General features: G+C 68.3%; 20 protein-coding genes and 1 pseudogene. 9 read left to right on the top strand and 12 right to left on the bottom strand.

Going from position 1 to position 21,763, the window contains the following annotated elements:
- Positions 1-142: pseudogene (locus BUB20358_RS28125) on the bottom strand (DUF2760 domain-containing protein); the annotation flags it as partial.
- A gap of 249 nt (positions 143-391) precedes the next feature.
- A complete protein-coding gene (locus BUB20358_RS01165; RefSeq protein WP_006766854.1) occupies positions 392-832 on the bottom strand; it encodes an Rrf2 family transcriptional regulator in 441 nt (146 codons plus the stop codon).
- 132 nt (positions 833-964) lie between these two features.
- Here BUB20358_RS01165 and BUB20358_RS01160 point away from each other — a divergent pair, with 132 nt between their 5' ends.
- Complete coding sequence (locus tag BUB20358_RS01160) at positions 965-1,879, top strand: NAD(P)/FAD-dependent oxidoreductase (RefSeq protein WP_006766853.1); 915 nt, start codon at positions 965-967, stop codon at positions 1,877-1,879.
- A 102-nt stretch (positions 1,880-1,981) separates the two neighbouring features.
- Here the strand turns inward: BUB20358_RS01160 and BUB20358_RS01155 are convergent, their stop codons facing one another.
- Positions 1,982-2,599 (bottom strand): glutathione S-transferase family protein, encoded by a 618-nt coding sequence (locus BUB20358_RS01155; RefSeq protein ID WP_006766852.1) that lies wholly within the window; start codon positions 2,597-2,599, stop codon positions 1,982-1,984.
- Positions 2,600-2,693: 94 nt separating this feature from the next.
- The gene (locus BUB20358_RS01150; RefSeq protein WP_035974941.1) at positions 2,694-3,062 is read right to left on the bottom strand and encodes a YciI family protein; all 369 of its coding nucleotides are present in this window, start codon (positions 3,060-3,062) and stop codon (positions 2,694-2,696) included.
- Between the two features lie 81 nt (positions 3,063-3,143).
- On the opposite strand from BUB20358_RS01150, the gene BUB20358_RS01145 reads away from it, so the two are divergent.
- Positions 3,144-3,611 carry a MarR family winged helix-turn-helix transcriptional regulator gene (locus BUB20358_RS01145; RefSeq protein ID WP_006766850.1) on the top strand — a complete coding sequence of 156 codons (468 nt, stop codon included), beginning with the start codon at positions 3,144-3,146 and terminating at the stop codon, positions 3,609-3,611.
- A gap of 30 nt (positions 3,612-3,641) precedes the next feature.
- On the opposite strand, the gene BUB20358_RS01140 is transcribed toward BUB20358_RS01145, so the two are convergent.
- Positions 3,642-4,235 carry a TetR/AcrR family transcriptional regulator gene (locus BUB20358_RS01140; protein ID WP_035974938.1) on the bottom strand — a complete coding sequence of 198 codons (594 nt, stop codon included), beginning with the start codon at positions 4,233-4,235 and terminating at the stop codon, positions 3,642-3,644.
- Positions 4,236-4,355: 120 nt separating this feature from the next.
- Between BUB20358_RS01140 and BUB20358_RS01135 the strand changes: the two genes are divergently transcribed.
- Both BUB20358_RS01135 and BUB20358_RS01130 read left to right on the top strand, forming a co-directional pair.
- Entirely contained in the window at positions 4,356-5,408 is a 1,053-nt protein-coding gene (locus tag BUB20358_RS01135) for a saccharopine dehydrogenase family protein (RefSeq protein WP_006766848.1), read from the top strand.
- Complete coding sequence (locus BUB20358_RS01130) at positions 5,398-6,159, top strand: isocitrate lyase/PEP mutase family protein (protein WP_035974936.1); 762 nt, start codon at positions 5,398-5,400, stop codon at positions 6,157-6,159. The genes BUB20358_RS01135 and BUB20358_RS01130 overlap by 11 nt, the downstream gene beginning before the upstream one ends.
- A 60-nt stretch (positions 6,160-6,219) precedes the next feature.
- Here BUB20358_RS01130 and BUB20358_RS01125 read toward each other — a convergent pair whose 3' ends face one another.
- Positions 6,220-7,419: an MFS transporter gene (locus BUB20358_RS01125; RefSeq protein WP_006766846.1), complete on the bottom strand. Its 1,200-nt coding sequence runs from the start codon at positions 7,417-7,419 to the stop codon at positions 6,220-6,222.
- A gap of 110 nt (positions 7,420-7,529) precedes the next feature.
- Here BUB20358_RS01125 and BUB20358_RS01120 point away from each other — a divergent pair, with 110 nt between their 5' ends.
- Positions 7,530-8,564: an AraC family transcriptional regulator gene (locus BUB20358_RS01120; RefSeq protein ID WP_006766845.1), complete on the top strand. Its 1,035-nt coding sequence runs from the start codon at positions 7,530-7,532 to the stop codon at positions 8,562-8,564.
- A gap of 104 nt (positions 8,565-8,668) precedes the next feature.
- Here BUB20358_RS01120 and BUB20358_RS01115 read toward each other — a convergent pair whose 3' ends face one another.
- Positions 8,669-8,836 carry a hypothetical protein gene (locus BUB20358_RS01115; RefSeq protein ID WP_006766844.1) on the bottom strand — a complete coding sequence of 56 codons (168 nt, stop codon included), beginning with the start codon at positions 8,834-8,836 and terminating at the stop codon, positions 8,669-8,671.
- Between the two features lie 69 nt (positions 8,837-8,905).
- Positions 8,906-10,804 carry a transglutaminase family protein gene (locus tag BUB20358_RS01110; RefSeq protein WP_006766843.1) on the bottom strand — a complete coding sequence of 633 codons (1,899 nt, stop codon included), beginning with the start codon at positions 10,802-10,804 and terminating at the stop codon, positions 8,906-8,908.
- A gap of 342 nt (positions 10,805-11,146) precedes the next feature.
- Here BUB20358_RS01110 and BUB20358_RS01105 point away from each other — a divergent pair, with 342 nt between their 5' ends.
- The 3 genes from BUB20358_RS01105 (at position 11,147) to BUB20358_RS01095 (ending at position 11,902) form a co-directional block, all read left to right on the top strand.
- Complete coding sequence (locus BUB20358_RS01105; protein ID WP_006766842.1) at positions 11,147-11,332, top strand: hypothetical protein; 186 nt, start codon at positions 11,147-11,149, stop codon at positions 11,330-11,332.
- A gap of 94 nt (positions 11,333-11,426) precedes the next feature.
- Positions 11,427-11,711, top strand: coding sequence for a hypothetical protein (locus BUB20358_RS01100; protein ID WP_035974934.1), 285 nt, complete (start codon positions 11,427-11,429; stop codon positions 11,709-11,711).
- Between the two features lie 32 nt (positions 11,712-11,743).
- Entirely contained in the window at positions 11,744-11,902 is a 159-nt protein-coding gene (locus BUB20358_RS01095) for a hypothetical protein (protein WP_165802992.1), read from the top strand.
- A gap of 109 nt (positions 11,903-12,011) precedes the next feature.
- On the opposite strand, the gene BUB20358_RS01090 is transcribed toward BUB20358_RS01095, so the two are convergent.
- Positions 12,012-12,332, bottom strand: a complete 321-nt coding sequence (locus tag BUB20358_RS01090; RefSeq protein ID WP_035975416.1) for a DUF1840 domain-containing protein — start codon at positions 12,330-12,332, stop codon at positions 12,012-12,014.
- Between the two features lie 761 nt (positions 12,333-13,093).
- Here BUB20358_RS01090 and BUB20358_RS01085 point away from each other — a divergent pair.
- Positions 13,094-13,957: a crotonase/enoyl-CoA hydratase family protein gene (locus tag BUB20358_RS01085; RefSeq protein ID WP_006766839.1), complete on the top strand. Its 864-nt coding sequence runs from the start codon at positions 13,094-13,096 to the stop codon at positions 13,955-13,957.
- Between the two features lie 51 nt (positions 13,958-14,008).
- Here BUB20358_RS01085 and pdeR read toward each other — a convergent pair whose 3' ends face one another.
- From pdeR to BUB20358_RS01070, 3 genes are all read right to left on the bottom strand, one after another.
- Positions 14,009-16,012 (bottom strand): cyclic di-GMP phosphodiesterase, encoded by a 2,004-nt coding sequence (pdeR, locus tag BUB20358_RS01080; protein WP_035974932.1) that lies wholly within the window; start codon positions 16,010-16,012, stop codon positions 14,009-14,011.
- A 650-nt stretch (positions 16,013-16,662) separates the two neighbouring features.
- Positions 16,663-20,307 (bottom strand): hydantoinase B/oxoprolinase family protein, encoded by a 3,645-nt coding sequence (locus tag BUB20358_RS01075; RefSeq protein ID WP_006766837.1) that lies wholly within the window; start codon positions 20,305-20,307, stop codon positions 16,663-16,665.
- A 119-nt stretch (positions 20,308-20,426) separates the two neighbouring features.
- Positions 20,427-21,725, bottom strand: coding sequence for an MFS transporter (locus BUB20358_RS01070; protein ID WP_006766836.1), 1,299 nt, complete (start codon positions 21,723-21,725; stop codon positions 20,427-20,429).
- Between the last annotated feature and the right edge of the window lie 38 nt (positions 21,726-21,763).

Here is a 21,763-nt window from a genome sequence, read left to right as displayed (position 1 = left end):
GTGCGGCCGGCGCGGGTGCCGGCACGCCGCCGTCGCGCACGCGCAGCACGTCGGCCGCGAAGTCGCGATTGCCGAGCACGGAGAAGAACGTGCTGACGGCAAGCGACAGCCGGCCGAAAAAGGACAGATTCGATTCGGGCATGGGGTCTGGACTCCTGTAGGCCCGCCGTGCGGCGAGCGATCTTGCGTAGGCGCCGGGCGGCGGCGCGCGGCTGGCGCACCGTCGCCGCTCGGCGCGCGATTCGGACGCGCCCTCGCGGGTGCGGAAAACCCGTATTTTGCCCTGTGGCGGGCGAACGGGCAGGAAGTCGGGGGACGGAACATCGCGGCGCGGCCGGCGCGATCGTGCCGAATCGCACACCGCGCGCAGCGGTCGGAGCGGCGCGCCGCGTCAGCGCGGCTTGCGTCCGCGCGCCGCCTTCGCTTCGAATTCGCGCGACAGCATGCCGAGCGTGACTTCGCCGAAGCGCGCGAGCAGCGCCGCCTCCGCGTCCTTCAGCACGGCCGACAGATGCGCATTCACCGCCTGTTCGACCAGGCATTCCGGCGTGTCCTCGGACACGAGATCGGAAAACAGCGGCGGCTCGCCGACCGCGCGATAGACGTCGAGCAGCGTGATGTCGTCGAGTGCGACGCCGAGCGCCCAGCCGCCGCCGTGGCCCTTTTCCGACTGCACGTAGCCGCAGTCGCGCAGCCCGCCGAGCAACCGGCGCACGACGACCGCGTTCGTACCGAGCATCGTCGCGATCGTCTCCGACGTCAGCGGACCGTCGGCCTGGTCCATGTGAATCAACGCATGCAGCATCCGCGACAAACGACTATCGGCTCTCATGTCCGTTGCGCCCTTTCTCGAAACTCGTGAAGTTGCGTGAATGATAACATCGCCCTATCATGCAACTTCTCGTGTTTCGTGAGTTGACTCGCGATCGAACCGGGCGCTCTCATCCAGGAAAGGAACCGCACCATGCATACGGACCATGAAGTGATCGTGATCGGCGGCAGCTTCGCGGGGCTGTCGGCCGCGATGCAGCTGGCCCGCGCGCGCCGCCGCGTGCTCGTGATCGATGGCGGGCGGCCGCGCAACCGCTTCGCCGCGCATGCGCACGGCTTTTTCGGGCAGGACGGCAAGCCGCCCGCGCAGATCGTCGACGAAGCCGCCGCGCAGCTCGCCGCTTATCCGACTGTGCAGCGCATCGACGGCGAAGCGCGCAGCGCCGCGCGCGATGCGAACGGCCGCTTCAGCGTGACGCTCGCCGACGGTCGGCGCGCAAGCGCGGACCGGCTGATCCTCGCCACTGGCGTGCGCGACGTATTGCCCGTGCTGCCGGGGCTCGAATCGCGTTGGGGTGTCAGCGTGCTGCATTGCCCGTATTGCCACGGGTACGAGGTAGCCGACCGGCGGCTCGGCGTGCTCGCCACGCATCCGCTGTCCGTGCATCAGGCGATGCTGATCCCGGACTGGGGACCGACGACCTGGTTCACGCAGGGTGTCGTCGAGCCGAGCGATGAAGAAGCGGCGCAGCTCGCCGCGCGCGGCGTGCGCATCGAGCGCTCGCCGGTCGTCGCGATTCTCGGCGATGCGCCGCATATCGACGCGCTCGAACTCGCCGACGGAAAGGTCGTCCCGATCGATGCGCTGTTCGTCGGCGCGCGCACCGAAATGGCCAGCGATCTGGCCGCGCAGCTCGGCTGCGAATTCGACGAAGGGCCGCTCGGGCCGGCGATTCGGGTCGACGCGTGGAAGCACACGAGCGTGCCGGGCGTATTCGCGGCCGGCGACGCGTCGAGCCTGATGACCAACGCGACGTTCGCGGCGGCGTCAGGTGTGGCGGCGGGCGTGGGCGCGCATCGGTCGTTGATCTTCGGGCTCGGTGTGTGACGATCGTCGGGCAAGACGGCGCGCCGGCGCGGTGCGCGCGGCGCTGTGCGTCGAGATCCGAACGCGGTCGCTCGGCCGGCAAGTCGTCATGCCCAGCCGCCGTCACGCCGCCTCGCGTGTCTGGGCGATCCGCTGCGGTGCTTTCGGCCGCGAATACAGACGCTCCAGATACGCGCGCAATTGCGGGAACGTGTCGATCAGCCCGCACTCGTCGGCCCAGTCGATCAGGTAGGCCGTCACGCAATCGGCGACGGTCAGCGTATCGCCGACGATGAACGCGCGCCCTTCGAGATGCCGGTCGAGAATTGCGGCCATCGCAACGAAGTCCTCGCGCGCGAGCTCGATGTCGGGCGGCGAACGCTTCTCCGGCGGATAAATGAACGTATGCCGCGTGATCCGCCACAGCGGCTGCTCGAGTTCCGTCACCGCGAACATGATCCAGCGATACGCATGCGCGCGCTGTGCCCGATCGGCAGGCAGCAGTCCCTTGTCCGGGTACTTGTCCGCGAGATACAGTACGATCGCGGCCGACTCGGGAATCACGAGATCGCCGTCGACCAGCACCGGCACCTTTCCCGCCGGGTTCAGGCGCAGGAATTCCGGAAGCTTGTGCTCGCCCGCCAGCAGGTTCACCGACACGAACTCGAAATCCGCATCCAGCTCCTTGAGCCCCCAGAGCGCGCGCTGCGTACGCGTGCCCGCAAATCCGTAAAGCTTCATCGCTGATCTCCATCCAGAATGTCGGGGAAAACGTCACGCGACGACGCGACGACGACGATCGCGCCGGCTGCGCGATGCCGTCGCGTCACGCTGCTTACGCGGCCGGAATCGGCAGAATCGGCATCACGTCGATCGTTTCGCCCGGAAAAATCGTGAAGTGCGGATGACCTTCGAACATCGCCGCGGCCGCATCGTGCGAAGCCGCACGCACGACCGTAAAGCCACCCATCGCATTCGACGTGTCCGCGATGCCGCGCGCGTCGACGGTCTTCGTCTTGCCGAGCGGCCCGCCCAGCTCGACGATCGCGTCGCGGTGCCGCTCGACCCACGCTTTCCACGCGGCGATGCCTTCGCGCTCCTTCGCACGCCGCTCGTCGTCCGCGAGCGCAACCCACGCCTTCATGCGCGCGCCGTCCTTGCTACCCAGGAATACCGCGAGATACAACTGCTGTGCCGCACTCATGCGCCCTCCGTCCAATGGCGGGAGCAACGGGTGCCGCTCCTCGTCCTTGACACGATAGGTTGATATCAACATAATTGCAACATGGCACGAAAAGAAAAGCTTCCGTTCGAAACGACGCTGATGGTGCGCGATTGCTGCCTGTGCCTGCACATGCAGCGCGCGGCGCGCAACCTTGCACGCCTGTTCGACGACGTGCTGCGTCCGCTCGATCTGACCAACGGCCAGTTTTCGCTGCTGATGTCGTTGAATCGGCCGCAGCCGGCCCCGATGAAATCGGTCGCGTCGCTGCTCGCGATGGACCGCACGACGCTCACCGCGGCGCTCAAGCCGCTCGAGCGGCGCGGTCTCGTGACGATCGAGCAGGATCCGGACGACAGGCGCAGCCGCCTGCTCGCGCTGACGCCGGCCGGTCATCGGCTGCTCGCCGAAGCGTTTCCGCTGTGGCGGCAAACGCATGCCGACATCGAGCAGCCATTCGCCGCGGGAGAAATGGATCGGTTGCGCGAGCAACTACGTGTGCTGTCGGAAGAGCCGGCGCCGCGCGAGTGAATCGCCGCGCGGCGCCGGCGCTTGCGCTGCCTATTTTTTGCGCGGCTTCGGCAGCAGCAATTGCGCGAACTCGTGCAGGAAGCGGACGGGTCCTTGCGCATGCAACGCGCGTCCGCTGCTGAGCGCGCCATCGATCACAGTCGCGAGCCGCAGCGCGAAGGTTTCCGGGTCGTCCACGCCGATCGCGCTCGCGAGCTCCGTCAGTCGGCGCCGAAGTTCCTGCTTGTGCGCGACCGCGACCTTGCGCGCCGGGTGGTTTTCATCCGCATACTCGGCGGCGATGTTGATCTGCGGGCAGCCTCGATAGCCGGGACGCGCGATGCGCTCGCCGATCCATTGCAGCTGCGCGTCCAGTTCGTCGCGCGGATTGCGCCGGTACCGCGCAGCCACGTCGTCCCAATGCACCCAGAAGTCCGCGTCCTCGCGCAGCAGAAACGCTTCGATCAGATCGTCCTTCGTCGCGAAGTAACGATAAAGGCTCGTCTTCGCGACGCCCGCCTGCGCGACGATCAGGTCCACGCCAACCGCGCGCGTGCCTTCCCGATAGAACAGCTCGCTCGCCGTTCGCAAAATGCGCTCGCGCGTATCCGGTGCGCGTTCGTCCGTTTCCGTTCCCTTTCTCATCCCGCTTCGGCCGTCGTCGGCTCCTCTCCCGCGAAAGTGCGTCCGATCATAGCATTCCGGCATTGACGGCGATACAGACCTGTACTATAAAACGTACCGTTCTGTATCGCAGGATCGATCATGGAAGAACGGAAGACGGTGGCCGTCTATGGCGCGACGGGCCACACCGCGCGGTTCGTCATCGCGGAGCTGGAACGGCGCGGGCTCGACGCACTGCGCATCGCGCGCGACGCCGCGCGGCTCGCCGAAACGGGCGGCCCGCCCGCAAGCCGGCGCATCGCGACGATCGACGATCCTGCGGCCCTCGACGCCGCGCTGCGCGGCGCGCACGCGGTCATCAACTGCGCGGGCCCGTTCGTCGATACCGCGCTGCCGCTCGTCGACGCCGCGTTACGAGCCGGCATTCCGTATCTCGACCTGAGCGCCGAGCAGCCGTCGGTTCAGGCCGTCGCCGATCGGTACGACGCGCATGCGCGCGCCGCGCGCGTGAGCATCGTCCCTGCCGCGGCGTTCTATGGCGGCCTCGCCGACCTGCTCGTCACCGCGGTCGTCGATCGCGGCGAACCGATCGACCGCATCGACATCGCGACCGGCCTCGACAGCTGGCATCCGACGCGCGGCACGCGCGTGACCGGCGAACGCAATCGCGCGGTCCGGCTCGTTCAGCTGCACGGCAAGCCGGCCGCGGTTCCGTCGACGCCGCGCGAACGCAGCTGGCCGTTTCCGCCGCCGATCGGCAGTGTCGACGTGACGCTGCTGCCGTTCTCCGAGGTGATGACGCTCACACGCCATCTGCATGTCGATACGATCGAGTCGTGGCTCGCGACGCGCGCGCTGCGCGACCTCCGCGACGCGACCACGCCGCCGCCGCAGCCGGCCGACGCGCTCGGCCGCTCCGCGCAACGGTTCGTCATGGACGTCGTCGTCGCGCAGCACGGCACGACGCATCGCGTGACCGCATCGGGACGCGACATCTATGCAGCGAGCGCACCGATCGTCGTCGAAGCGGCCGTGCGCTTGCTGAGCGGCAGGACCATCGTGTCAGGTGGCGTCAGGAGCGTCGGCGAACTGTTCGACGCGCGGGATTTCCTTGCGTCGCTCGACATGCTCGCAGTATCGTTCGGCACGACAGCCGATCCCGTTCTCACGAGGAGGAACGAGCATGAGCAGTAACGAGAAACGCGCGTATTTCCGGTCGCTTCACCGCGCAGGCCAACCGCTGGTGCTGTTCAACGTGTGGGACGCCGGCAGTGCACGCGCGGTGGCCGACGCGGGTGCCGTCGCGCTGGCGACCGGCAGCTGGTCGGTGGCCGCGGCCAACGGTTTCGCCGACGGCGAGCAGATGCCGAAAGCACTGGTGATGGAAGTGCTCGCGCGGATCGCACGCGCGACCGACTTGCCGGTCAGCGTCGATCTCGAAAGCGGCTACGGCGAGCGGCTCGAGGACGTCGCGGACACCATCGCGCTCAGCATCGATGCCGGCGCGGTCGGCTGCAATCTCGAAGACAGCTTTCCGACGACCGGCGAGCTGCGCGCCGTCGACGCCGCATCGGCCCGGATCGCGGCCGCCCGCGAAGCGGCGGATCGCACGGGCACCGGCTATTTCATCAACGCGCGCACCGACGTGTTCTTCGTCGCACCGGCCGATACGCACGACGAGCGGCTGCTCGACGACACGCTGGCGCGCGCACGCGCATATGCGGCAGCCGGCGCCGACGGACTGTTCGTGCCCGGCCTGACGTCGCCGGATCTCATTCGCGCACTGACCGCCGCATCGCCGCTGCCGGTCAACGTGATGCGCGTCGCGCCGACGCCGACCGTTGCCGAATTCGCCGAATACGGCGTGGCCCGCGTGAGCCACGGTCCGTATCCTTACCGGCAGGCGATGAACGCACTCGCGGCGATCGTCGCGCAACGCGGCTGACATGCGCGGCGCGGCGGGCGCGCGCCGCAGCGAAGCCGCGCGATGCCGCAGCCGGCGTCGTCATCCGCCGACGCCCGCGCGCTTCGGCACGCCAGTCACGATCGTTGCGACCGCAACGGCCAGCACGACCGCCGCCGCCACGAACACGCCGGCTGCGCCGTTCGCGTCGAACACGATGCCGCCGGCCGCCGCACCGGTCGCGATCGCGAGCTGCACGGCCGCGACGATCAGCCCGCCCGCGCTCTCCGCTTCGTCGGGCACCGTGCGCGTGACCCACGTCGACCAGGCGACCGGCACGCCGCCGAACGCCATTCCCCACAACGCGACGAGCACCGCATCGAGCATCGGCGCGCGGCCGATCGCGACGAGCGCGATGCCGAGCACGACCATCAGCGCGGGCATCGCGATCAGCATCGGACGCAGCCGGTGTTCGAGCACGCGGCCCGCGAGCGACGTGCCGACGAAGTTCGCGATCCCGTAGCCGAGCAGAATTCCCGACAGCCCGTTCACGCCGACACCCGCGACCTGTTCGAGGAACGGCCGCAGATACGTGAAGAACGCGAAATGGCCGGTGAACACGAGCGTGGTCGCGAACATCCCGAGCCCGACCGTCGGCCGGCGCAGCACGTCGATCAGCGTGCGCAGGCGCGTCGTGCCGCTCGGCGGCATCGACGGCAGCGTGAGCGCCTGCGACACCAGTGCGATGCCGCCGAGCGCCGCGGCGATCAGGAACACGTTGCGCCAGCCGATCAGATGCCCGAAGTAGCTGCCCATCGGCGCGGCGGCGATCGTCGCGACCGCCACGCCGCTGAAGATGATCGACAGCGCGCGCGGCACCATCGCCGCCGGCACGAGCCGCATCGCGGTGGCCGTCGCCATCGTCCAGAAACCGCCGAGCGCGATGCCGAGCACGACACGGCCGATCAGGATCGTCGTCAGGTTGGTCGCGAACGCGACCGCGAGATTCGATGCGACCAGCAGCACCGAGAATGCGAGCAGCACGCGCCGCCGGTCGATCGTGCGCGTCGCCGCGGCGATCAGCAGGCTCGTCACGAGCGCGACCGTCGCGGTCGCCGTGACGGCCTGCCCGGCCACGCCTTCGGTCACGCCGAGGCTGTCGGCCATCGGCGTGAGCAGGCTCGCGGGCAGGAATTCGGCGGTGACGAGCCCGAACACGCCGAGCGCCATCGCAAACACCGCGCCCCAGGCGGGCTCGCGGGGGGCCGCCGTCGAGGCGGCGGAGGAGATTCCGGGATTCATGCGTCGTTCCGTCAGGGAAAAGAGTGCCAGTAGCGGCGTATCGTAAGGAACGACGGCAGGACGGTCTATGACATACAATCCGTCATTGTTGATCGATCGTCCGAAAGTTTATGTCCGAACCTCTGCAAACCCCAGTGTCCGACGCGCACGACCTCGTCAGCGAACTGCTGCTCGGCATGCGGCTGAGCGGCGTTCAGTATCGGCGCATCCAGATCGCGCGGCCGTTCGGGCTCAGCTTCGGCCACGCGCCGGGCCGCGCGCAGTTCCATTTCGTCGGGCGCGGACCGGTGCTGCTGCGCGATGCGGGCGGCGCAACGGTGCAGCTCGAGGCCGGCGACGCGATTCTGCTGCCGCACGGCCACAGGCACGCGCTGATGTCCGATGCGGATGCGTCGTGCCGCGAGATCGGCGCGTTCGAGGCCGCGCGGATCTGCGACACGGTCGCATCGGTCGCGGCCGTGCCCGCGGGTGCCGCGTGCGCGTCGGCGGAGCCGGCCGGCGGCGATGCGCTGATCTTCAGCGCGTGCATGGAGCTCGATCTCGGCGGAATGCAGCCGCTCGTCGGAACGATGCCGTCGGTCATGCACGTCGGCACGCTGCTCGCGCGCTACCCGGAAATCCGCCCGATTCTCGACGCGATGGAGCGCGAATCGTGCGCGGAGCGCGCGGGCTTCGCCGGCATCCTCGCACGGCTCGCGGACGTCGTCGCGGCCTTCATCGTGCGCGGCTGGGTCGAGTGCGGATGCGGCGATGCGACCGGCTGGGTGCAGGCGCTGCGCGAACCGAAGCTCGGTCGCGCGATCGTCGCGCTGCACCGCGATCCGGGCCGCAACTGGAGCGTCGCGGAGTTGGCTGCCGAAGCAGGCGTGTCGCGCTCGGTATTCGCCGAGCGCTTTCTCGCGGCGACCGGAATGACGCCCGTGCGCTACCTGACCGAGCTGCGGATGCGGCTCGCCGCACAGTGGATCGGGCGCGACCGCGAGTCGATCGAAGCGGTCGCGTATCGGCTCGGCTACGGCTCGCTCGCCGCATTCAGCCGCGCGTTCAAGCGCGTGGTCGGGCGGCCGCCGGGCGCCGTGCGTGCGGAAGGCGACGCGCGCGCCGACGCACGTGCCGACGCGTCGAGCGTGACGACGCCGGCGTGACGCTGGCGTAATCGTGCCAGGTCGCACGCCGGCTGCGCGCCGCCGACCGCTCGCGGAACGCAGCGGCATCGGTCGATACGTCGACGCCGTCGTACCGACCGCGCTCAGCCTGTCCGCTCGTAGAGCCGGTCGATCAGCGCAGTCGCACACTCGATCGCGAGCGCCGCGCACTGCTGCGCATCCACGGTCGCGCCGTTCGCGACCGTCCCCTGCACGATCCTTCCCAGCAGTTCCTTCGAGAGATCGGCGATCTCGTGGTCCCGTTCCGTCATGTTCGTCTCCCGCGCGTCGGCCGGCTCGGCCGCGCGCCCATCGGTTGCGAGCGCCGCGTCGGACGACGCTCAGCGTTGCTTCGCGCGCACGACGATCTGCGCATGCGTGTCGCGCTCGATCCGTTCGAGCGACGCGCGCAGCGCCGCGAAATCGTCCGGCGTGCATACCTGTGTGCCGAAATCGGCGGTCATCCGGCGCGTGATCTGCACGATGCGCGCGGCGGCGTCGAACACGTAGTGCGACGTGAAGTCGACGAAGCGGTCGCGCACGACCGTGTCGGCCGGCAGATCGGTCACGACGACGTCGGCCGGCAACGCGATCTGGCCGGTCTCGTCGAACGCGCCGCCGATGCAGACCCACGGTTGCGTACGCACCGGCTCGGACAGCCACGCGTCGACCTGCGTCGCGATGCCGCCGGCCATGCTCGACAGCGCGGGCACCGCGGTCGTGCCGTCGGGCCACACGAAGTGGTCGAGCGTGCCCGACACGGTCACGTCGAACGGCCCGGCCGTCACGCGACGCTCGCTCGTCGCGAGCTCCGCGCGGCCGCGCAATCCGGTTTGCCGAACGCGTTCGGCCGCGATCTGCCGGATGCGCTCCGGCGTCGCGCGGCGAAACAGGCTGCGTTCGAGCTCGGCGGTCCAGCCGTCGTCTTCGACGTGCGCATGAAAGCGCGCAGCGTGCTGCCGCGCGGCGTCGATGTCGAGCCGCGCGACGCGGCGACGCGGCTGCGTGGCAGGCGTACGTGACAGCACGCCCGTATCGACGAGCAGCGCGGGCCGATCCATCACGATCGGCGGCAGGTAGCCGAATGCGATGCCGGTCGTCGTCGTATCCGCGTAAAGCCGCAGATCGGGCAGCCACGTGATCGCGTGATTGATCGCGCCGCCGCCATAGCCGGGCACCGCAGGCAGCGTATAGACCGCGCCGAGATTGATCAGCACCGGTTCGCTGCGGATGCCGACCGCCGCGAGCAACGCGCCGAACAGCGCGACGTGATCCTTGCAGTCGCCGTAGCGGTTGCGCAGGATATCCGCGACGCGATGCGGCGCGGCAGCCGTCTCGCCGAGAAACAGCGCGACGTAGCGTACGTTCGCCTGTACCCAGTCGTACAGGATGCGCGCGTTGTCGTAGGGATCGGCCGCGCCTGCGGTGAGCGCACGCGCCAGCTGCACGACGGCCGCGTCGCTTGCGGTCGGGTCGACAGCCGCGTTGCGGTAGCGCGCGGCGAATGCCGCATAGTCGGGCAGCGTGGACACCACGAGACGATCGCCGTACGTCGGATAGCCGACCGCGCCGCTCTCGATGCGTTCGTATGCGCCGTGCCGGTACGTGAATTCGTAGCGCGTGCGGCCGTTCGCGGTCACCGGCGGCAGCGCGACGTAGCCGCGCGCGTCCGCGTACAGCGGCATGTCGGACGGCACGTCGAAGATCAGCCGCTGGCTGTCGACCGGCTCGCGCGACGGCTCCACGTAGTAGCCGAAGTAGCCCGGATTGACCGGCCTCGTGCGTGTCTTGCGAAACGCGATGCGCGTGCTCGACCCCGCTTCGACGCCGGGAAACACGACGGTGCGCAGCAGCCCGTCCTGGAACGTCGGCGCGCCGGCCGAGCGCGGTTCCTGCACGTCGCGAATGCCGTCCGGGCCGACCGGATGCGCAGCGCCGTCGCGATCGATCGTCTCCGCCGCGAGCAGGTCGACCTTCTCCAGATGCTTGTCGAACCATACGTAGCGCTGCGCGACCGCGTCGATTCCGTTCGCGTCGTTCGCCCGCAGCGTCGAATCGTCGTGCTCGTCGAGCGAGCCGTCGCGCTGCAGCACGAACTCGTGCACGTCGCTGACGAGCGTAAACGGCGCTTCGACGCCCGCGTCGGCACAGGCCGGCCGCACGCATGCGGCGACGCCGAGCGCGAGCACGGCCGCGTAAGTGGACAGACAGTCGCTTGATCGGAAAGGAAAGCGCGTCACGTCGGCCTCTGCGCATTCGTGTCGGGACACGGCGGACGCGCGTCGGCGCAACGCAACTCGCCGCGCATCATGCGCGCCCGTCGTGCGATCCAGTGTGGGTGACGTGCCGGCGAGCGTCAAGCGGGACGCCGAACGCCGACGCGCGGCGATCGCGACCGGCACGGACCGCGATCGGCTTTGTCGCTGCACGTTCTCCGCCTTTTGCATCCAAACTCGCATTCGAACGCCTTTTATATCATGTCGTGACATATAATCCAGACAGATCGACGACGCGCGACACCGCGGCACATCGACTGCTTTGCCGGCAAACGCCGCACGTCGGACATCGGAAGGAGACACATCATGGTGATCAACAACGACTTCGAAATCGGCTACCTCGTCGTCGCGTTCGCGTTGCTCGGCGTGATCCTGTTCGGCGCGCTGCTGACGGCGCTGCATCTCGAGCGATGGCATCCGAAACTGATCGGCGCCGCGATCGGCGCGCTGATCGGCATCGCGCTGATCGAAGCCGTGCCGATGCTCACCTGAACGCGAAGCCGCGGCCATTGTTCCGATCAAAGCGCACCGCCGCGCATCGACGTGCGGTGCGGTCCGGACGGTCGAAGCCGGAAAAGAGGTAACGATGGAAACGTCGATCCGCACGACCTGTCGCCGCTGCGAAATACGCACCGGTGCGCTCGTCGAACCGGTCGCCGGCGAAGGACTGGAACTCGATGCGCTGTACCGGCCGCTTGCCGTCGTGTGCCGGCGCGATGCGGCCGGACGCCGTGAAACGCGGCTGCTCGACCCCAGGCGCCACGTGTTCCGCAACGACGCGGACGCGATCCGATTCTCGATCGCGCCGGCCAGGCGCTGCATCGATACGACGCCCGCCGGTACGTTGAGCCCGCGCACCGGCCGGCCGTAGCGCGCATCGTCCCGCAATCTGTCGGAGGCGACATGGAAAGCGGCATCGTCCAGACGATCCTGCTGCTCGCGATCCTTGTATTCGCGGTGCTGTTCTTTGCGGAACGACGCAGCCGCGATCGGGCGCGCGACAGGTTGCTGCACCGCTCCGCGCGACGCTCGTCGCGCACGCATCCGCACCGCCATCCGTAGGCCGGCGGCCGGACACGCGCCGCACAAAAAAATCGGCCGACGACACGCACGTCGTTCGACGTCGTGCAGTCGGCCTTCCAGCGGAGGTCCGGTTCCGCGCGTCGCGCGCCTATACGCCCCACATCACGTGCCGGCCCTGTTCGCGCGCCGCGCGCATCATGTCGAGCAGCGGCCACGCGCGCTGCGCGAGCCCGGCCGCATGCGGCGCCGGATCGGCGTGCAGCGCGAGCGTCGAATGCGCATGCGTGTTTTCCCGCGCCGTATCGTCGCCGATGGCCTGTTCGAGCCGCGCGATCGCGACCGGCAATTCGTCGGCGGAAATCACGCCGCGCGCGTCGAGCCTCTTGCCCACGAGCCCCAGCAGGTACTGCGCGAGATCGCGAGACATCGCGATGTCCTGTGCGGCAGATGACCGAAACGTAACCAGCATCGTCATTTCTTCCTCCGTTTCCGTTGTCGTCACCGCCGAACCGGTCGCACGCTGCTGCCGGCGACCGCGCGGCGAATGTCGCGCACCGCACTGAAAATCGCCATCGCGGGGTCGTGCCGCGCCGAACGTCGGCTCGCACGCCGCGGTCGCCAGAAAGCCCAGGTTCGCTCCCGACGCGCGCGTCAAATCGTGGCAGCACATGTTCATTTTATGTCACGTCGTGATGTATTCAAGCGTGCAACCGCCGAATACCGACGATCGCGTCATAACGCCGAACGATATCGCGTGACGTCGATCGCGCACCGCCGCGCATTGCGCGATCGCTCGATCGCGTCCGTCGCGATCGATCATTAGCGCCGATTCGGCGGCCGTACCGCGCCTGGACCGCGCCCGTCATTCGGCGTCCGGCGTGCGTCATTGCCGCATACGACCGAACGCAACAGAGGCGTCCGCCGATCCGGCGGCGTGCTGAACGCGCCGGCGGCCGACTCGCGCCGCCGTGCGATCTCACCCCGTCCGCATCCAGCCTTTCCCGCCCGCCAGCCTGCGCCGAACGACCGCGGCGCACGGGCCGGCCGCCTTTCCGAATGCCCGTCCGCGTCCTCGACGATCGTGCCGATCGTGCGTTGTTCCCCGCATTTCGGCTTTTGTGCGCGCGCAACAATGGCGATGCCTCGCGACTTGCGCGATGCAGGGAAACCCGTCCCCGCATCGCGCGGCACGCGCGGCGTTGCAAAAACCACATCTCACGAGGACATACCATGCAACTCCAATCTCATCCCGCATGCCGGCCGTTCTATGAAGCCGGTGAACTGACGCAACTGACCGCCTTTTACGAAGAAGGTCGCAACGTCATGTGGATGATGCTCCGCTCGGAGCCGCGGCCGTGCTTCAACCAGCAGCTCGTCACGGACATCATCCATCTCGCGCGTGTCGCACGCGACTCCGGTCTGAAGTTCGACTTCTGGGTGACGGGCTCGCTCGTCCCCGAGCTGTTCAACGTCGGCGGCGACCTGAGCTTCTTCGTCGATGCGATCCGCAGCGGCCGCCGCGATCAGTTGATGGCGTATGCGCGCTCGTGCATCGACGGCGTGTACGAGATCTACACGGGCTTCGGCACCGGTGCGATCTCGATCGCGATGGTCGAGGGCAGCGCGCTCGGCGGCGGCTTCGAAGCCGCACTCGCGCATCACTACGTGCTCGCGCAGAAAGGCGCGAAGCTCGGCTTTCCCGAGATCGCGTTCAACCTGTTTCCGGGAATGGGCGGCTATTCGCTCGTCGCGCGCAAGGCGGACCGCGGGCTCGCGGAATCGCTGATCGCCAGCGGCGAAGCGCATGCGGCCGAGTGGTACGAGGATCGCGGGCTGATCGACCTGACGTTCGACGCCGGCGACGCGTATCTTGCGACGCGCACGTTCATCGACGTGACGAAGCCGAAGCTGAACGGCATCCGCGCGATGCTGCGCGCGCGCGAGCGCGTGTTCCAGCTGACGCGTTCCGAGCTGATGGACATCACCGAGGAATGGGTGCATGCGGCGTTCACGATCGAGCCGAAGGATCTCGCGTACATGGAACGCCTGGTGATGCTGCAGAACCGCCGCGTGTCGAAGCTGCGCACGGTGTAACGCGCACGGCCCGCGCCGCCGGCCGACGGTAGCGCGGGCTGCACGGAAAGCTCAGGCGATGAGCCTGAGCTTTCTCGTTTCGGCGAGCCAGGCTTCGAATGCCTGGGCCGGCATCGGCCGCGCGTAGTAGAAGCCCTGCGCATGGTCGACGTCGATCTGCTTCAGGAACTCGGCTTCCGCGCGCGTTTCGACGCCTTCGGCGATCACCGAGAAATTCAATGCCCTCGCGAGCGACACGACCGAGCGCACGAGCGCCTGCGAGCGCGAGTTGCGGTCGATCCCGGTGATGAAGCTGCGATCGAGCTTGATCGCATCGAGCGGCAGACGCGACAACTGCGACAGCGACGAATAGCCGGTGCCGAAATCGTCGAGATGGATCTCCGCGCCCAGCTGACGGAACTGCTTCATCAGCCCGCGCGCCGCGTGTTCGTCCTCGATGAAGCTGCTCTCGGTAAGCTCGATGTCGAGCAGCCCCGGCTTCAGCCCCGCGCTGTCGAGAATCGACGCGAACTGATGGACGATGTTCGTGTCCTGCAACTGTCGCGCGGACACGTTCACCGCGATCCGCACGCCGAGTCCCTTCGCCTTCCACGCGGCAGCCTGCGCGGCGGCCGTCCGCATCACCCAGCGCCCGAGCGGCGCGATCAGCCCCGACTCCTCCGCGAAGCGGATGAACTCGACCGGCGCGACGAGCCCGCGATCGGGCGATTGCCAGCGGATCAGCGCCTCGACGCCGTGCACGTCGCCGGTTGCGATGTCGACGACCGGCTGGTAATGCAGCACGAACTGCTCTTCCTCGAGCGCCTTGCGCAGGTTCGTGTCGAGCCACATGTACTTCGCGACCTTCTGGTTCATGTCGAGCGAGAACACGCGGTACGTATGCTTGCCGGCCTCCTTCGCGACGTACATCGCGGTGTCGGCGCTGCGGATCAGCGTCTCGAGCGAATCGCCGTGCTGCGGATGCATCGCGATGCCGATCGAGCAGCTCGTGTAGACCTCCATCAGCCCGAGATGAATCGGCGTGCGCAGCCGTTCGAGGATGATCTGCGCAGTCGCTTCGAGCAGCGCGCGCGTCGCCTGTTCGAACAGCACGAGGAACTCGTCGCCGCCGAGCCGCGCAAGCGTCGCGCCGGACGGCAGGCAGCCGGCGATGATCGACGACACGTCCTGCAGCAGCCGGTCGCCGGTGATGTGCCCGTAGTGATCGTTGACGCGCTTGAAGTTGTCGAGATCCAGGAACAGGATGCCGACCTGGCCGCGCGTGCCGTCGTTCTCCCGCGAGATCAGCGTCTGGATGCGCTCGCTGATCGCATGACGGTTCGGCAGGCCGGTCAGCACGTCGGTGTTCGCGAGCTCGGTGAGCCGCCGCTCCGCGAGGCGTTCGTCGGTGATGTCGATGCCCGAGCAGATCAGGAACTGCTCGTCGACGCCGCTGCCGCTCTGCACGAACTTGTTGCGGAACTGGAACAGGCGCGGCCCGTTCACGGTATTGATGTAGCGCTCGACCGCGAACGCGCGGTTGCTCGCGAAAAAGCCGGTGATGTTGCTGCGCGACTGCGCGCCCTCCTCCGGGCTCATGAACAGTTCGAACGCGCTGCGCCCGATCACGTCGACCTCGCGCTTGCCCGTCACTTCCTCGCACAGCCGGTTGAAGCGCTGCACCATTCCGTTGCGGTCGAGAATCACGACGAGCGAATTCACTTCGGAGACGACCTGCTCGGCGAACGCGAGCCCGTGCGCGAGATCGCCGGCGACGGACGCCGTATCGGAATACGCGGATGCGGTGCCGGCCCAGTCGGTCGTGTTGACCTTCTTGCCGACCAGATGCAGGCCGAGCGAATGGCCGAACAGCGTGATGTCGAGCACGAGGTGCGACGTGACGCCGGTCAGCGCGCGAATGCGTGCGGCCTGCTCGTTCGTCAGCGCAATCGCGATATTGGTGTGGCCGCGCAAGGCGGCCAGTTCGAGTGCATTGCTGTCGCTGCCGAGACGCCAGCAGGGGCTGCGCGTACCGACGTGCGCCTCGAGCACCGCACTATCGTTTTCGTCATCCATGGACACGCCCCGATCCAGAAAAAGCGCTTAGTGTAGACGGACGAGAGCGGGTCGACCGCCGTACCGGGACCGAGCATCGCGCGTTCCCGGCGACGCAGCGGTGACGGCCGCGCCCGACTCTCGTTCCGTACTTGTTTCCAACCTGCGACCGGCGTTCGCGCGCGATGCGCACGGCTTCTGCCAACAGAATGATGGAAGCCATCTTATCAAATGACGATGAGGATTGGCACTCACATTTCGACGGAGGTGTCAAGGAAGCGGACCTCGACTGGTATTCGCGATATATCGAGAACGGCGGTGCGCGCAGTGGCGATCGCGGCAGCGCAACGCGATATCGCTCGATCGCCGAAACGCCCGCCGGGCGGGGCTCTACGGGGAATGGTCGACGCGGGGCGCGCGTCGTACTGGCGGTCTGGATAGGGTCGAATCGCTTGGCGCGAATTCGACATTGCGCGCTTTTATCGTCTTTTTATGCGCGAATGCGTGTATTCGTTCCTTAACTCATTGCAATGACGCACCGCTTTTCTATCGCGCGATTTGATATTGCGCGATCGACAAAACGGTGCGACCGCAACGATGGCATTCGTGTGACGAACGCGACAGCAGTCCGGCGCCCGGCTCCCGCCGCTGCTTCGCGTTCGTCGCGCGGCTTAGTCGGCCGCGCCGTATCCGCCGCCGCCCGGCGTCTCGACGACGAACACGTCGCCCGGCGCCATCTGTGCACGTGCAATATGACCGAGCGTTTCGACCGTGCCGTCCGCGCGCTCGATCGTGTTGCGGCCGAGCGCGCCCGGTTCGCCGCCCGCCGCCCCGAACGGCGGATGGATCCGGTTGTTCGACAGGATCGATGCGGTCATCGGCTCGAGAAAGCGGATGCGCCGCACCGCGCCGTCGCCGCCGCGCCAGCGGCCGGCACCGCCCGAGCCCGCGCGGAGCCGGTGCGAGTCGACGCGCACCGGATAGCGCCATTCGAGCACTTCAGGGTCGGTCAGCCGCGAGTTCGTCATGTGCGTCTGCACCGCGGCGACGCCCGCGAAGCCGTTGCCCGCGCCGCTGCCGCCCGCGATCGTCTCGTAGTACTGGTACTGCGCGTTGCCGAACGTGAAGTTGTTCATCGTTCCCTGGCTCGACGCGACGCAGCCGAGCGCGCCGTACAGCGCGTTGGTGATCGCCGACGACGTCTCGACGTTGCCCGACACGACCGCCGCCGGATACTCGGGATTCAGCATCGAGCGCGCCGGCACGATCACCGTCAGCGGCTTCAGGCAGCCGGCGTTCAGCGGAATGTCGTCGCCGACCAGCGTGCGGAACACGTACAGCACCGCGGCCATGCAGACGGCCTTCGGCGCGTTGAAGTTGTTGTCGAGCTGCGCCGACGTGCCGGTGAAGTCGATTTCCGCGCATCGCGCCGCACGATCGACGCGGATCGCGACGCGAATCTCCGCGCCGTTGTCGAGCGGATAGCGGTACGCGCCGTCCTGCAGCGCGCCGATCACGCGCCGCACCGCTTCTTCCGCGTTGTCCTGCACGTGCCCCATGAACGCGAGCACGACGTCGCGGCCGAACTGCGCGACCATCCGGCGCAGTTCGTCGACGCCCTTCTGATTCGCGGCGACCTGCGCGCGCAGGTCGGCCATGTTCTGGTCGACGTTGCGCGCCGGATAGCGGCCCGACGCGAGCAGCGCGCGCGTTTCCCGGTCGCGCAGCGCGCCGGCCGACACGAGCAGCCAGTTGTCGATCAGTACGCCTTCCTCGTCGATGTGCGTGGAATCGGGCGGCATCGAGCCCGGCGTCGTGCCGCCGATGTCCGCGTGATGCCCGCGCGAGCCGACGTAGAACAGCGGTTCGTCCGAGCCGTCGGCAAACACCGGCGTGATCACCGTCACGTCGGGCAGGTGCGTGCCGCCGTGATACGGGTCGTTCAGCATGAACACGTCGCCGTCGCGCATGCGGCCGCGATTGCGTTCGATCACCGTGCGGATGCTCTCGCCCATCGACCCGAGGTGCACCGGCATGTGCGGCGCGTTCGCGATCAGGTTGCCGTCGCCGTCGAAGATCGCGCACGAGAAATCGAGCCGCTCCTTGATGTTCACCGAGTACGCGGTGTTCTGCAGCCGTAGCCCCATTTGCTCGGCGATCGACATGAACAGGTTGTTGAAGATCTCGAGCCGCACCGGATCGGCGTCGGTGCCGAGCGAGCGGCGCGTCGGCAGCGGCGTCACGCGCGTCAGCACGAGGTTGCCCTGCGCGGTCATCTGCGCGCGCCAGCCCGGCTCGACGACCGTCGTGCCGTTGCGCTCGGCGACGATCGCGGGGCCGTCGATCGCATCGCCGGCAAGCAGCGTGTCGCGCACGTACAGCGCCGCGTCGTGCCAGCGGCCGCCGGAATAGAAGCGCACGACCGATTCCGCGCGCGGCGCGGGATCGTCGCGTTCGCCGCGCGGCGCGAGCGGGGCGATCTCGACCGGCGCGTCGGAACGGCCGATCGCCTCGACCGACGCGAGTTCGGCCACGAGCGGCGTGCCGGGCATCAGGAACGCATAGCGCTGCCGATACGCGGCCTCGAACGCGCGCCGCATCGCATCGACGCTGCCGGCGGGCACGTCGAGCGCGGAATCGGTGCCCTGATAGCGCAGGTGCACGCGCCGCTCGGTCACGATCCGCTCCGGCGGCACGCCCTGCTCGAGCAGCGCGCCGATGGCTTCGTCGGTCAGCCGGTCGAGCGCCGCGTTCAACGCCGGCAGCGATTCATCGGACAACACGGCCTCGATTGCGCGCTCGCGCATCGCGGTCTGATCGGCAAGGCCCATTCCGTACGCGGACAGCACGCCCGCGAGCGGGTGCGCAAACACCTGCGTCATCCCGAGCGCATCGGCGACGCCGCACGCATGCTGGCCGCCCGCGCCGCCGAACGTCGTCAGCACATAGCGCGACACGTCGTGGCCGCGCTGCACGGAGATCTTCTTGATCGCGTTCGCCATGCTGCCGATCGCGATCTCGAGAAAGCCTTCGGCGAGCGCTTCGGGTGTCTCGCGCCGGCCGGTCGCCGCATGGATTTCGTCGGCGAGCGCCGCGAACTTCGCGACCACGCCGTCGCGGTCGAGCGGCTCGTCCGCATGCGGGCCGAACACGCGCGGGAAATGATCGGGCTGGATCTTGCCGAGCATCACGTTGCAGTCCGTCACGGTAAGCGGGCCGCCGCGGCGGTACGCGGCCGGCCCCGGATTCGCGCCGGCCGATTCCGGGCCGACGCGCAGCCGCGCGCCGTCGAAGCTCAGCACCGAGCCGCCGCCCGCGGCGACCGTATGGATGCTCATCATCGGCGCGCGCATCCGCACGCCGGCCACCTGCGTCTCGAACTCGCGCTCGAATTCGCCGTTGTAGTGCGACACGTCGGTCGACGTGCCGCCCATGTCGAAGCCGATCACCCGCTCGAAGCCGGCCGCGCGCGCGGCGCGCACCATGCCGACGATGCCGCCCGCCGGACCCGACAGGATCGCGTCCTTGCCCTGGAACGCGTCCGCGCGCGTCAGCCCGCCGCTGCTCTGCATGAACTGCAGGTTCACACCCGGCATTTCCTGCGCGACCTGCTCGACGTAGCGGCGCAGGATCGGCGACAGATACGCGTCGACCACCGTCGTATCGCCGCGCGGCACCATCTTCATCAACGGCGACACCTCGTGCGACACCGATACCTGCGTAAAGCCGATGCGGCGCGCGAGCGCGGCGAGCGTGCGCTCGTGCGCGGTGTGGCGATAGCCGTGGATCAGCACGATCGCCAGCGCGCGCACGCCCGAGTCGAACACGCGGCGCAGCGACGCTTCGGCGCTCGCCGTATCGAGTGGCACGACGACGTCGCCGTGCGCGCCGATCCGCTCGTCGATCTCGACGACCGTCTCGTACAGCGCGTCGGGCAGCACGATGTCGAGATCGAACAGCCGCGGCCGGTTCTGATACGCGATGCGCAGCACGTCGCGAAAGCCGCGCGTGGTCGCGAGCGCGGTGCGCTCGCCCTTGCGTTCGAGCAATGCGTTGGTCGCGACCGTCGTGCCCATCTTCACCATGTCGACGTGCGCCGGCGTGATCGGCTCGCCGTCGGCGAGGCCGAGCAGATGGCGGATGCCGGCCACCGCCGCGTCGCGATACTGCTCGGGGTTCTCGGACAGCAGCTTGTGCGTGACGAGCGTGCCGTCCGGACGGCGCGCGACGATGTCGGTAAACGTGCCGCCGCGGTCGATCCAGAATTGCCAGCGCGCGGCGTCGGTAGAAACGGAGGAAGTCTGTCGGTCGTTCATGGCGATGAAGTCGAAACGTCGTTGAATCGAAGGACGAGCGCCGCCGCACGGCGCGCATCGCGCGCCGCGGGAAGACTCGATGAAAAAGGAAAAAGAAGGAAGTGCGGACGGTGCGCCGCTTATGCGGCGTCGAGCTCGCGGCCGCGCGTTTCGGGCAGCGTCAGCGCGGCGACGATCATCACGCCGTACGCGGCGACCGCGAAGATGCCGATGCTCGCGCCGAGCCCGTAGTGTTTCGACAGCGCGCCGATCAGGAACGGAAACAGCGCGCCGACCGCGCGGCCCACGTTGTAGCAGAAGCCCTGGCCCGAGCCGCGTACGCGCGTCGGGAACAGTTCGGTCAGGAACGCACCCATCCCCGAGAAGATGCCCGATGCGAAGAACCCGAGCGGGAAGCCGAGCCACAGCATCGACGTGTTCGTCAGCTGCAGCGACGTGTACGCGAACGCGATCACCATCGAGCCGAGCGCGAACAGGATGAAGTTCGGCTTGCGGCCGAGGCGGTCGGTCAGGTACGCGCTCGTCAGATAGCCGATCCACGAGCCGACGATGATCGTCGCCAGATAGCCGCCGGTCCCCATCACGGTCAGATGACGTTCGGTCTTCAGGAACGTCGGCAGCCACGTGGTGATCGCGTAGTAGCCGCCCTGCGCGCCGGTGGTCAGCAGCGCCGCGCGCAGCGTCGTCGACAGCAGCTTCGGCGCGAAGATCTCGGTGAGGCGCGGCGCGTCGGCAACCTTCGCCTGCGCGGCCTTCTCCTTCTCGTAGACGTCCGGCTCCTTTACGTAACGACGGATCGCGACGACGAGCAGCGCGGGCGCGAGCCCGATCAGGAACAGCGCACGCCACGCGAGCTCGGCCGGCATCAGCGAGAACAGCACCGCATACAGCAGCGCCGACAATCCCCAGCCGATCGCCCAGCCCGACTGCACGAGGCCGACCGCCTTGCCGCGATCGCGCGCGCGGATCACTTCGCCGATCAGCACCGCGCCGGCCGTCCATTCGCCGCCGAAGCCGAAGCCCATCAGCGCGCGCGCCGCGAGCAGCTGATGGTAGTTCTGCGCGAGCCCGCACAGCGCGGTGAACACCGCGAACCACAGCACCGTGAGCTGCAGCGTGCGCACGCGGCCGATCCGGTCGGACAGAATGCCCGCGATCCAGCCGCCGAGCGCCGATGCGAGCAGCGTCATCGTGCCGATGAAGCCGGCGTCCGCGAGCGAGATGCCCCACGTCGCGACGAGCGTCGGGATCACGAACGACAGCATCTGCGTGTCCATCCCGTCGAGCATGTAGCCGACCTTGCAGCTCCAGAACGCGCGGCGCTCGCGCGGCTGCGCGTCCGCGTACCACGAGAACAGGCCGCTGCGCGCGTCGCTCGCGGGCTCGGCGGCGGGCGCCGCGAGGGTCTTGCTTTCCATGGTGGTGCTCCTGTCGATGTGCGGCATGAAAAACGGGT

Source organism: Burkholderia dolosa (assembly GCF_902499135.1).
GTDB classification, from domain to species: domain Bacteria; phylum Pseudomonadota; class Gammaproteobacteria; order Burkholderiales; family Burkholderiaceae; genus Burkholderia; species Burkholderia dolosa.
This window is presented reverse-complemented; position numbering and strand designations above follow the sequence as displayed.

Excerpts from the sequence above, each read along its gene's own strand:
- BUB20358_RS01100 (WP_035974934.1), top strand. The coding sequence starts at position 11,427 with ATGGAAACGTCGATCCGCACGACCTGTCGCCGCTGCGAAATACGCACC.
- BUB20358_RS01165 (WP_006766854.1), bottom strand. The coding sequence starts at position 832 with ATGAGAGCCGATAGTCGTTTGTCGCGGATGCTGCATGCGTTGATTCAC.
- BUB20358_RS01155 (WP_006766852.1), bottom strand. The coding sequence starts at position 2,599 with ATGAAGCTTTACGGATTTGCGGGCACGCGTACGCAGCGCGCGCTCTGG.
- BUB20358_RS01115 (WP_006766844.1), bottom strand. The coding sequence starts at position 8,836 with ATGACGGAACGGGACCACGAGATCGCCGATCTCTCGAAGGAACTGCTG.
- BUB20358_RS01130 (WP_035974936.1), top strand. The coding sequence starts at position 5,398 with ATGAGCAGTAACGAGAAACGCGCGTATTTCCGGTCGCTTCACCGCGCA.
- BUB20358_RS01095 (WP_165802992.1), top strand. The coding sequence starts at position 11,744 with ATGGAAAGCGGCATCGTCCAGACGATCCTGCTGCTCGCGATCCTTGTA.
- BUB20358_RS01085 (WP_006766839.1), top strand. The coding sequence starts at position 13,094 with ATGCAACTCCAATCTCATCCCGCATGCCGGCCGTTCTATGAAGCCGGT.
- BUB20358_RS01150 (WP_035974941.1), bottom strand. The coding sequence starts at position 3,062 with ATGAGTGCGGCACAGCAGTTGTATCTCGCGGTATTCCTGGGTAGCAAG.
- BUB20358_RS01120 (WP_006766845.1), top strand. The coding sequence starts at position 7,530 with ATGTCCGAACCTCTGCAAACCCCAGTGTCCGACGCGCACGACCTCGTC.
- BUB20358_RS01075 (WP_006766837.1), bottom strand. The coding sequence starts at position 20,307 with ATGAACGACCGACAGACTTCCTCCGTTTCTACCGACGCCGCGCGCTGG.
- BUB20358_RS01090 (WP_035975416.1), bottom strand. The coding sequence starts at position 12,332 with ATGCTGGTTACGTTTCGGTCATCTGCCGCACAGGACATCGCGATGTCT.
- pdeR (WP_035974932.1), bottom strand. The coding sequence starts at position 16,012 with ATGGATGACGAAAACGATAGTGCGGTGCTCGAGGCGCACGTCGGTACG.
- BUB20358_RS01160 (WP_006766853.1), top strand. The coding sequence starts at position 965 with ATGCATACGGACCATGAAGTGATCGTGATCGGCGGCAGCTTCGCGGGG.
- BUB20358_RS01140 (WP_035974938.1), bottom strand. The coding sequence starts at position 4,235 with ATGAGAAAGGGAACGGAAACGGACGAACGCGCACCGGATACGCGCGAG.
- BUB20358_RS01070 (WP_006766836.1), bottom strand. The coding sequence starts at position 21,725 with ATGGAAAGCAAGACCCTCGCGGCGCCCGCCGCCGAGCCCGCGAGCGAC.
- BUB20358_RS01135 (WP_006766848.1), top strand. The coding sequence starts at position 4,356 with ATGGAAGAACGGAAGACGGTGGCCGTCTATGGCGCGACGGGCCACACC.
- BUB20358_RS01145 (WP_006766850.1), top strand. The coding sequence starts at position 3,144 with ATGGCACGAAAAGAAAAGCTTCCGTTCGAAACGACGCTGATGGTGCGC.
- BUB20358_RS01105 (WP_006766842.1), top strand. The coding sequence starts at position 11,147 with ATGGTGATCAACAACGACTTCGAAATCGGCTACCTCGTCGTCGCGTTC.
- BUB20358_RS01125 (WP_006766846.1), bottom strand. The coding sequence starts at position 7,419 with ATGAATCCCGGAATCTCCTCCGCCGCCTCGACGGCGGCCCCCCGCGAG.